This window comes from Microcystis sp. LE18-22.4A (assembly GCF_027531105.1).
GTDB classification, from domain to species: domain Bacteria; phylum Cyanobacteriota; class Cyanobacteriia; order Cyanobacteriales; family Microcystaceae; genus Microcystis; species Microcystis aeruginosa.
Window position 1 is genome coordinate 1 of the sequence record NZ_JAPZRB010000316.1, and the last position, 9551, is coordinate 9551.

Genomic DNA, 9551 nt, shown 5'->3' on the forward strand with positions numbered 1-9551 from the left:
ATTGAAATATGCCAACGTCCAGAAGGATGTAATCTGACTGTTACTGTGCTTGGTTCACATCCGTCTGGTATTTGTCTTGACCATCGAATAGGTAAAGGTTCTGTGCATTTAGCTAAATAGATTTGTTTGTCTTTAATTTTAAAAGCAGATTTGGTAAATTCGGCACTTCCTCCCTGATGTTTTTTCTTAAAGTTAGGATACTTAGTACGACCAGCAAAGAAATTAGTAAAAGCTGTTTGTAGGTGTCTTAACCCTTGTTGTAAAGGTACACAGCTAACTTCGTTTAAAAAGTCTAATTCTTCTTGTTTTTTCCAATCGGTCAACATTGAAGAAGTTTGAGCGTAGCCTACTCTTTCTTGCTTTTCGTACCAAGCTTGTGTTCTGAGATGGAGAGCTTTATTGTAAACTAATCTTACACAGCCCAAAGTGCGCCGCAATAGCGACTCTTGTTCTGGTGTGGGGTAAAATCGAAACGAATAGGCTTTTTCCATACCTCACATTTTAGCATATATTTCGTAAACGATGCTCATATTTAACAGCAAAGCCGTCGTAGAACGACGGGGTTTCAGACCCAAAATTTTCGATGAGACTGGCACTAGCGATCGCCCAGATCCATAAAAGTCATCTCTAGGTAGTAGCATAGATGGTCTTTGCGGAAATAAATTTTTGAGGAAATAAATTTTAACATCGGATTTAAATATCGGACTATAGCGTTTCCTGTTCGCACGAGGTACATTATCAATCTTAAAAAGCTTAATTAGCAAAGGTTTAAGCGTACCACACAGGTGTGAGAACCTCTATATACCCACTTTCCGCACTTCTTAACATTCAATTGATAATTTTTACTAATATATTGCTGACCACCCCTTACCAGTAAGGATTATAGCTACAATGATGGATTTTTATCAAGGTGAAGAATTGTAAATTTTTTTCTCAGAAAAAATCAATTATTGAAAATGTTCTCAATAGTAGTTTCTACAATGAAGGTTTTTTGTCAAAACATCTTGGGGAATGTATAGCACTTTTCACTTTACTGAGGTATCGACAAGTTTTGCCAACAAAGGGCTTAAGCCCCTTGCCTATAACTCATTCTGATGAAAACTGCTATAAAAATACATAAAAGTATATGAAGATGTGCGGAATGTCGGATTTAGGCGTTGCTGATTTGAGATATGAATCTTCTTTTCTGGTATTTTTAAAACCTAGAGCCAAACTAACTTTTGCATCTGATGCAAAGTTGGCATTCATACCTTGATTCAGCAACGCCTCAACTGGTACAAGTGTATGAACAACTGCCTGTAAGCATCCCACCGAAAAACTAATGCGCTCCGGGGTTGGGATTGAGTGATAAAATCGGAAATAACGCCCAGTTTTAGCCGAGAGTTTCCCTTTCAAAATCCCAACTCAGTAGATTGACAAAAATTGAGCTGCAGCCTCAGTTCTGATCACCGATCACTGAAATCGCCAAAATTAAGCGACAATGTAAAGTAAGGTAAAACTTTCTGGACAAATTCTTATTATGGTGTTATTCGGATTCGGAAAAAAATTAACTTTGCCCACAGTAAGGGAAGCACTACCCGGGCGATCGGAAAAAATGCCCGTACCTAGCGGCCACTACGTTAACGGTCATCCTTTGCAGCCCCCCTTTCCCACCGGTATGGAAACCGCAATATTTGGTTTAGGCTGTTTTTGGGGAGCAGAGCGGAAATTTTGGCAACTAGAAGGAGTTTACACCACGGCCGTAGGTTATGCGGCTGGTATCACCCCTAATCCCACCTATCAGGAAGTGTGTACCGGCATGACTGGGCATAATGAAGTGGTCTTAGTGGTCTATGATCCCAGCGTGATTTCCTACGAACAACTGTTAAAGGTTTTCTGGGAAAGTCATAATCCCACCCAAGGAATGCGTCAGGGTAATGATACGGGAACTCAGTATCGATCGGGTATCTATACTTATAATCCCCAGCAAAAGCAATTAGCGGAAAAATCTCGATCGATCTACCAAGAAGCTCTCAATAAAGCGAGCTACGGTCAGATTACCACGGAAATTATCGACGCACCTGAATTTTATTATGCTGAAGTTTATCATCAGCAGTATTTAGCGAAAAACCCCGGCGGTTACTGCGGTTTAGGGGGAACGAAAGTGGAATGTCCGATCGCTCTTGATCTGAAGTTAACTTAAGTAGGATTAGTTATCAGTGATCAGTGATCAGTTATCAGTGATCAGTTAAGTAGGTGGGTGGAATTAAATATAAGATGAACGTAGGTTGGGTTGAAGCATGAAACCCAACGCCCGTATAGTTTACGCTACCGCTAACCCATCCTACAAATAATTGTGCCTCCCTACTTATCAGTTATCAGTTATCATTCAGATCATAAAATATCTTTTCTTTTTTGCAACCAATAGGTAAGGAGAAAATAAATAAGGGAATGAAGAATTAATACTCCCCAATTCAAGAACAAATTATTGATAGATAATTGATAAACTTGATTGGTATCCTCAAAGGGTAAAGGGAAATTAAAAGTATTTTGTTCTTTCGCTTCTGCAATCATAGCTTCCACCTTTACTAATACCCCGTAGGCAGCAATCGACCAGCGACTAATCATCAACCATGATAGATATTTCCCCAAACCTTCTAAGCTAAACAATACCCCAGCAAAGATAATCTGAGGAATTAAAATTAAAGGTAAGGCACTATTTGCTTGAGTGATATTACTAACGCCAGCAGAAATTAATAAACCGAGATTAATCGCCGCAAATATAGTTAAAAATGTGGTAACAAAACAGCCAGTTAACCAGGTCATTAATTCCGGTTGCGGGTCAGTAAATCCCCAAAATATTACGCAGATAATTACAATTGTTTGCAGAAAAGCTAAGGCTGCTAAAACCAGAATTTTTGAGAATAAATAGGGTAATAATCCCAGATTAACTAATCTTTCTCGCTGATAAATTGCTGATTCTTTGACAATTTCCTGTAGGGAACAGGCAAAACCTACCCATAATTCCGCGCAGGTAAAAACAAAGAGAGTTTTTAAGGCTAAAGGTGCGGATTGGATAGCATCTTCAAACCTGGGATTATCTCCCAAAAATAAAGGATTTTTGTCCCCTAAAACCATGGCCATTAAGAAAATTCCAATCGGGGCGGTTAATAGGTATAAAATTAAACTAAATTGATCACGGATAATTAACTGGCTATAGCGTTGACATAAGACCTGTAGTTGTTGCCAAAAAGATTGTTGAACCTGTTGCGGTTTACTATTATTTTGCTGAAATATTTTACCGATTCTTGCTTCAATATTATTTTTGTAGTAGTCGGATTGTTGGAAACGTTGACATTCTTGATCAACTTTTTCGCTAGTTTCCAGATGAATATAAATATCGGCAAAATCCCCCTGAGGTAAAGAGAAAAAATTTAAGGCCTCCCCCGGAGAACCAAAATAACATAAATTGCCCCCTTGACCAAGAAAAACTAATCGATCGCAGAGATTGATATTATTAGTAGCATGGGTAACTAGGAGAATTGTTCTGCCTTCTTTGGCCAATTTTGCCAGCAATTCCATCATCTTTTTATCTAAACCGGGGTCTAATCCCGAAGTGGGTTCATCTAAAAAGAATAATTTGGGATTGGCTAATAATTCTACCGCAATACTCACCCTTTTTAACTGACCACCGCTTAAGTCTCTGACTAAAGTATTTCTTCTTGCTAACAATTCCACCTGCTCCAGGGTTTTCTCGATCACTTCTTGGCAATTAAGATCCGGAGGTAGCCTTAATTTAGAAGCATAATATAACACTTCTCCCACAGTTAAATCCCTGTGAACGATATCGTATTGGGGAACATAACCGATTTGGGTGCGATAGATATTAAAATTCTGGCGGAGGTCTTCCCCATTCAGATAAACAGTTCCCGAGGTGGTGGGTTCAATTCCCAATAAAGTCTTTAATAAAGTCGATTTTCCCGCACCACTTCCCCCAACAATCGCCACTAATTGACTCGGTTCGATCGGTAAGGAGATATGATTGAGAATTATCAAAGGTTGTTTCTTTTTATCCCGCACCATCCTGACGATATCTTCGGCATCCAGACGGATATTATCCCCCGTATCTAATAAAACTAAGTCATCTCCCTGCAACCGAAAACTATAGGGGCCGATTCTCACCGTACAACCGTTAGTTAAAATGGCACTACCCGATACTTTTTCTCCGTCGATAAAGACTCCATTGGTGCTTTTGTCGTAGAGAATATAACGATTCTGGTTATCGCTATCGATAATCGCGTGTTGTCGGGAAATTGTCGGCGCGTCTAAAACCACAGTCGCGGTATTATCTCGTCCTAAAACTACACTGCGATTGCCTAGGGAAACCGATTTAAAAGCGAAAGGTGGGCTTTTTACTGGTTGGTTAGGATGATAATAGGTGATCTTGACCGAATTTTTGACATCTTGACCGATATTAATCTCATCCCCATTTCGTAAAAGATAGCCCTCTTTGGGAGTAATCACGCGATTGTTGATAAAAAGTTGATTGGAACTAGGATTAGTCCCGTCTCCATCGTGGATATAGTAATCATCTCCCTGACGACGAAAACAAGCTTGTACTCGACTCACCACCGTCCAGTGTTGGGGAACAACTAAATCCACCTGTTGACCATCCCGCCCCAATTTATAATTAGGACGACTCAGATTAATAGAAGGGAGAAATTCTCCCTGATTGTTAAGAATAATGTAGGGTTCTTGACTAATAACCGTTTTAATGTTGGGAGAATTGGTCATAAAAACTCGATCGGTAGATGGCGTTCGCGGGGGACAGTAAGAAGCTAAGATAGAATTGATGTCTCGATCGCTACTGTTAACCTCAGAGTCTGGAACGAACTCTAGAGATCATGTTAGTAAAACTTCTTAGGATCGATCGAGCTTGTCTAAATTCCTATTCCTAAGACCTATCCACAGGTTATCGTGCTGTTAGACGATGGTTACAACTCCTATTTCTCCTACCGCCAAGGTTTCTAAAGTCGAAGGTATCAAAGAACGCAGTAATTATCTACGAGAACCTTTGGCCAGTGAACTCCTCGAAGATACAACCCATTTTACCGATGCGGCGGTGCAGATCCTCAAATTTCACGGTTCCTATCAACAGGATAATCGCGACAATAGAGCCAAAGGTCAAGAAAAAGACTATCAAATGATGTTGCGTACCCGCAGTCCGGGGGGTTTTATTCCCGCGCAACTATATCTTACCCTCGATAGTTTGTCTGATCGCTACGGTAACGGCACTTTACGGGTGACAACTCGCCAAGGCTTCCAATTGCACGGCATTTTAAAGAAAAATCTCAAAGCCACCCTCGGGGAAATTATCCGCAGTATGGGATCCACTTTAGCGGCCTGTGGTGATGTTAACCGCAATGTCACCGCACCGCCAGCCCCCTACAAAAATCGCCCCGAATACGGCTATGCTTGGGAATATGCCAATAATATCGCCGATTTGCTCACTCCCCAAACTGGAGCCTACTACGAAATTTGGCTCGATGGCGAAAAAGTTATCAGTGCAGAAGAAGCGCCAGAAGTCAAGACCGCGAGACAAAAAGATACAAATGGGATTAACAAAAACGATCCCATCGAACCGATCTACGGTCAACATTATATGCCCCGTAAGTTCAAGATGGGTGTCACCGTGCCGGGAGACAACTCCATCGATATCTACACCAATGACATCGGTTTGGTGGTGATTACCGACGCAAACGGTCAATTACAGGGTTTTAACGTCCTTGCGGGGGGTGGACTGGGAAGAACCCACAATAAGGAAGAAACTTTCCCCAGAATGGCCGATCCGATCGGTTATGTGGACAAAGAAGAGGTGTACGATCTGGTAAAAGCGATCGTGGCAACCCAAAGGGATTACGGTGATCGCGGCGAGCGTCGTCATGCGAGAATGAAATATATCCTCGAAGAATGGGGAGTAGAGAAATTCCGCAGCACTGTTGAGGGTTATTTCGGCCAAAAAATTGCCCCCTACCAACCCCTCCCCGATTGGAAATATCAAGACTTTTTGGGATGGAATGAACAGGGAGACGGAAAATTATTTTTTGGTCTTTCTGTGGAGAATGGCCGGGTCAAAAATGAAGGCAGTTTTCAGCTAAAAACCGCCTTAAAAGTGATTATCGAGCGTTTTCAGTTGCCCATGCGCTTGACGGCTAACCATAATATCATTCTCTACGAAATTGAACCCAAGGATCAGCAAGCGATCGAGGCGATCCTGAAAGAACACGGAATTATCACCAATCCCGCCGAAATTGACCCTTTAACCCGTTATGCCATGGCCTGTCCCGCTTGGCCCACCTGTGGATTAGCGATTACTGAGTCAGAAAGAATTTTACCCAGCGTGATTGAACGCATTCGCACCCTGCTTAATCGTTTAGGATTAAGCAAAGAGGAATTTGTCATCCGCATGACAGGATGTCCTAATGGCTGCGCGCGTCCCTATATGGCAGAATTAGGATTTGTGGGTAGCGCTCCCAACTCCTACCAACTCTGGTTAGGAGGAACAGCCGATCAAACTCGACTAGCGCGCCCCTATTTGGATAAAATGGCGATCGATGATCTAGAAAAGGTCTTAGAACCGATTTTCGTTTACTTCCAACAGGATCAACAAAATAACGAAACCTTCGGAGAATTCTGTCATCGAGTCGATTTCCCTGCTTTACAAGCATTTTCAGCCACCTACACACCTAAAATGACCGAAACTACTACCACTGAATCAAAACCCAAACGCGTGCGTAAAAATCAAAACCGTGTCAGCGTCCCCGATGATATGTTTGTCCGTCTCAAGGAAGCTTCGGAAACGGAAAAACGGCCGATGAATCAAATCATCAATGAGGCGCTAGAGGCCTATTTCAGCCAAAAATCCTAATCAGTTATCAGTTACCAGTTATCAGTGACCAGTTGTCAATTTAAGAGAATTAACTTTTGAGAGTTATCTGGGAAGATTACCAATAACTCTTAATTCTCGTATATATCCTCAGTCTATGCTTAAAAATGAATGAGGGAAGTCCGGTCATATCAATTTGTACGCCTCTGGTGGGAAATTATGACAATCTCACAAACTAAAACAAATCCTTGGCAAAAGCGTTCCGGAGAGGATGTTAAAAAATTATCAGATAATGAAATTAATGAAAAATATGAACAAGGTGAACGAAGATTATTATTAGAAATGAATCGAGAAAAGTTGCCTAGTTTTGCTGAGTCTTTAAATAAACCTAACTATATGGAAAAGCGTCCTTTCTATCAGAGACGGGATCGCTGGGACGCACAAAAACAATCGAGACTAATTGAATCTTTTTTGATCAATATTCCCGTACCTCCTCTGATTCTCTGTGAAAATTCCTATAACTCCTATGAAGTAATGGATGGTCAACAAAGAATCACAGCAATTGAGAATTTTTATAATAACAAATTAAAATTAACAGGGTTAGAGATCTGGCCTGAATTAGAAGGAAGAACCTATAAAAGTCTTCCTGCAAAAATCAAAGATGGTATCAATCGACGAGCCATTTCAACTATAGTTGTTATTACCGAGTCTCTATCGGATCCAGAGGAATCTTTATCTTTAAAACAACTGGTTTTTGAACGCCTCAATACAGGAGGTGTATCTTTGAGTCGCCAAGAAATAAGAAACTGTCTTTACTCTGGGAAATTCAATGAACTTTTATTAAAGCTTTCTGAGAATACTATTTTTGCTAAAGCTTGGGATATTCCTATTGATGATAAAGAAGAACTTAAAGAAAATAGATTTTATAAAAAGATGGAAGATGTAGAATTAATCCTCCGTTTTTTTGCCTTGAGGGATATTGAGCAATATACTGGTAATTTATCTAAATATCTGGATAATTATATGATGAAAAAAAGTCTTAATTTTTACGACGAGAATATCCAAGAGTTCGAGCGAGTATTTAACCAAACTATAGAGTTAGTATCTAACATTTATCAGGATCAGTTATTTAAGCCTTTCGATAGTAAAACCAAAACATATAAATCGAAAGCTTATAAAGTTTACTATGATGCAGTGATGATCAGTTTCAGCAACCATTTATCTGATTATCAAGAATTAATTACTAGAAAATCAGCAATAATTCAAGAAACTATCAGCTTATTTACTCAAGATTCCCAGGGAATTACTCATCAAGATAAAAAATTAAAAAAAGGACTTTTCACCGGAGAAGGGGATACCAAAGATGATTTTAAAGCTCGTATTCAAATTTTTGATTCTCTGATTCAACGAGTTCTTAAGCAGAGTATTTGAGAATGTTTGAAGGACTTTTAAATAACCTAAAGGATGAGATAAAGACCATTCGATCAATAATTAATATCAGTGAAAAACTTAGAGAAATTATTGCGGATAATCCTTCACAACTCAACACAGAAGACTTAAAATATCTTCAAGCAAATGCTCCTTTAGGAGACAAGTGGCTAGTTAACGATCATTGTTCATCTATCACAAGGTTATATGCTCTTTACGAAAATTTTGTCGAAAATCTAGTGGGAGATTGGATTATTTTGCTGCCTCAATTATATAGTTGCTATCAAGATTTACCTGAATCTGTAAGAAATAAGCATCAGACTGGTTGTGCTACATTACTGGGCAATGAAAATAAAAGAAATCGCTTCGATTCTCTTTCAGAGAGGGACATTATCAAAAATTTATTTGATACTGAATACAAAAATACAACTAAATATAATCTCACATCAGCTGCTTTTTTGTTACATGAAGCTAATCTGAGAAAAGATCAATTAACCAGACTTTTAGTCGATGCTGGCATATCTGCAACTGATTCTTGGCAATGGATAGAAAATCATAAAAAAGTTAAGAATTTTATTGACAATAATAGTAGGGGTAGTGTGGAAAATGAATTAAAGAATTTTATAGAACTTCGTAATAATTCTGCTCATGGTAAAGAAATAGATACCGTTCTTAATGCCAATGAGTTACTACAATTATGTGATTTTGTCGAAGCTATATGTCAAGCTATGAGTGAATTAGTTCTTTATTGCTTTGTTGATAGGAAGAAAAAGATAGGAAAGCTTCAAAAGATCGGTAAAGTTGTCAATTGGTATCAACAGCAACAAGCTTGCGATGTCAAAATATCAGATGAGTCACAGGAATCCAATAAAAGACTAGAAGTCGGTAAAAAAGTTTTTTTAGTCAGTGAAAATAAAAAAATATGTCAAAATGCTATTATTGAAAGTATTCGAATTAATAAAAATGACAAAAATACCCCTCGCCGAAGAATTCCAATAAGAGAGATAAAAGATTCTGAAATAAGCTTAAAATTTGACAAAGAAAGTCAAAAAGGATTAGAAGTTTATTTAGTTATTTCGGAATGATTGAAATGAATATAGCGTTTCTGGTAAATATGAACCCACATTCCGCACCCTAAGTGTCACAACGTCTCAAAAGAGGAAGGGGCGTGAGTCAAAATACTTATCTAGAGGAGTGAGTTGGCGGCAAGCTGCCGGCAACTAAGCCGAAAATTTCAGAGTTCCCCCGGTCATTCTCA

The 9551-nt window shown here is 39.2% G+C and carries 7 protein-coding genes; 4 read left to right on the forward strand and 3 right to left on the reverse strand.

Annotated elements, in window-relative coordinates; translation table 11 throughout:
• Both O9295_RS14140 and O9295_RS14145 read right to left on the reverse strand, forming a co-directional pair.
• Positions 1-491, reverse strand: a 491-nt coding sequence (locus tag O9295_RS14140) for an RNA-guided endonuclease InsQ/TnpB family protein (RefSeq protein ID WP_288033433.1), incomplete at its 3' end; no start/stop codon positions are given.
• A gap of 613 nt (positions 492-1104) precedes the next feature.
• On the reverse strand, positions 1105-1395 hold the full coding sequence (locus O9295_RS14145; protein WP_288033435.1) for a hypothetical protein: 291 nt from the start codon (positions 1393-1395) through the stop codon (positions 1105-1107).
• A 124-nt stretch (positions 1396-1519) separates the two neighbouring features.
• Here O9295_RS14145 and msrA point away from each other — a divergent pair, with 124 nt between their 5' ends.
• The gene (msrA, locus tag O9295_RS14150; protein WP_288033436.1) at positions 1520-2182 is read left to right on the forward strand and encodes a peptide-methionine (S)-S-oxide reductase MsrA; all 663 of its coding nucleotides are present in this window, start codon (positions 1520-1522) and stop codon (positions 2180-2182) included.
• 191 nt (positions 2183-2373) lie between these two features.
• On the opposite strand, the gene O9295_RS14155 is transcribed toward msrA, so the two are convergent.
• Positions 2374-4773, reverse strand: coding sequence for an ATP-binding cassette domain-containing protein (locus O9295_RS14155; protein WP_288033437.1), 2400 nt, complete (start codon positions 4771-4773; stop codon positions 2374-2376).
• Positions 4774-4969: 196 nt separating this feature from the next.
• Between O9295_RS14155 and sir the strand changes: the two genes are divergently transcribed.
• The 3 genes from sir (at position 4970) to O9295_RS14170 (ending at position 9378) form a co-directional block, all read left to right on the forward strand.
• Positions 4970-6907, forward strand: a complete 1938-nt coding sequence (sir, locus tag O9295_RS14160) for a sulfite reductase, ferredoxin dependent (protein ID WP_288033438.1) — start codon at positions 4970-4972, stop codon at positions 6905-6907.
• A gap of 129 nt (positions 6908-7036) precedes the next feature.
• On the forward strand, positions 7037-8296 hold the full coding sequence (locus O9295_RS14165; protein WP_353851864.1) for a GmrSD restriction endonuclease domain-containing protein: 1260 nt from the start codon (positions 7037-7039) through the stop codon (positions 8294-8296).
• A 2-nt stretch (positions 8297-8298) separates the two neighbouring features.
• On the forward strand, positions 8299-9378 hold the full coding sequence (locus tag O9295_RS14170; protein ID WP_288033442.1) for an MAE_28990/MAE_18760 family HEPN-like nuclease: 1080 nt from the start codon (positions 8299-8301) through the stop codon (positions 9376-9378).
• Positions 9379-9551 lie beyond the last annotated feature (173 nt).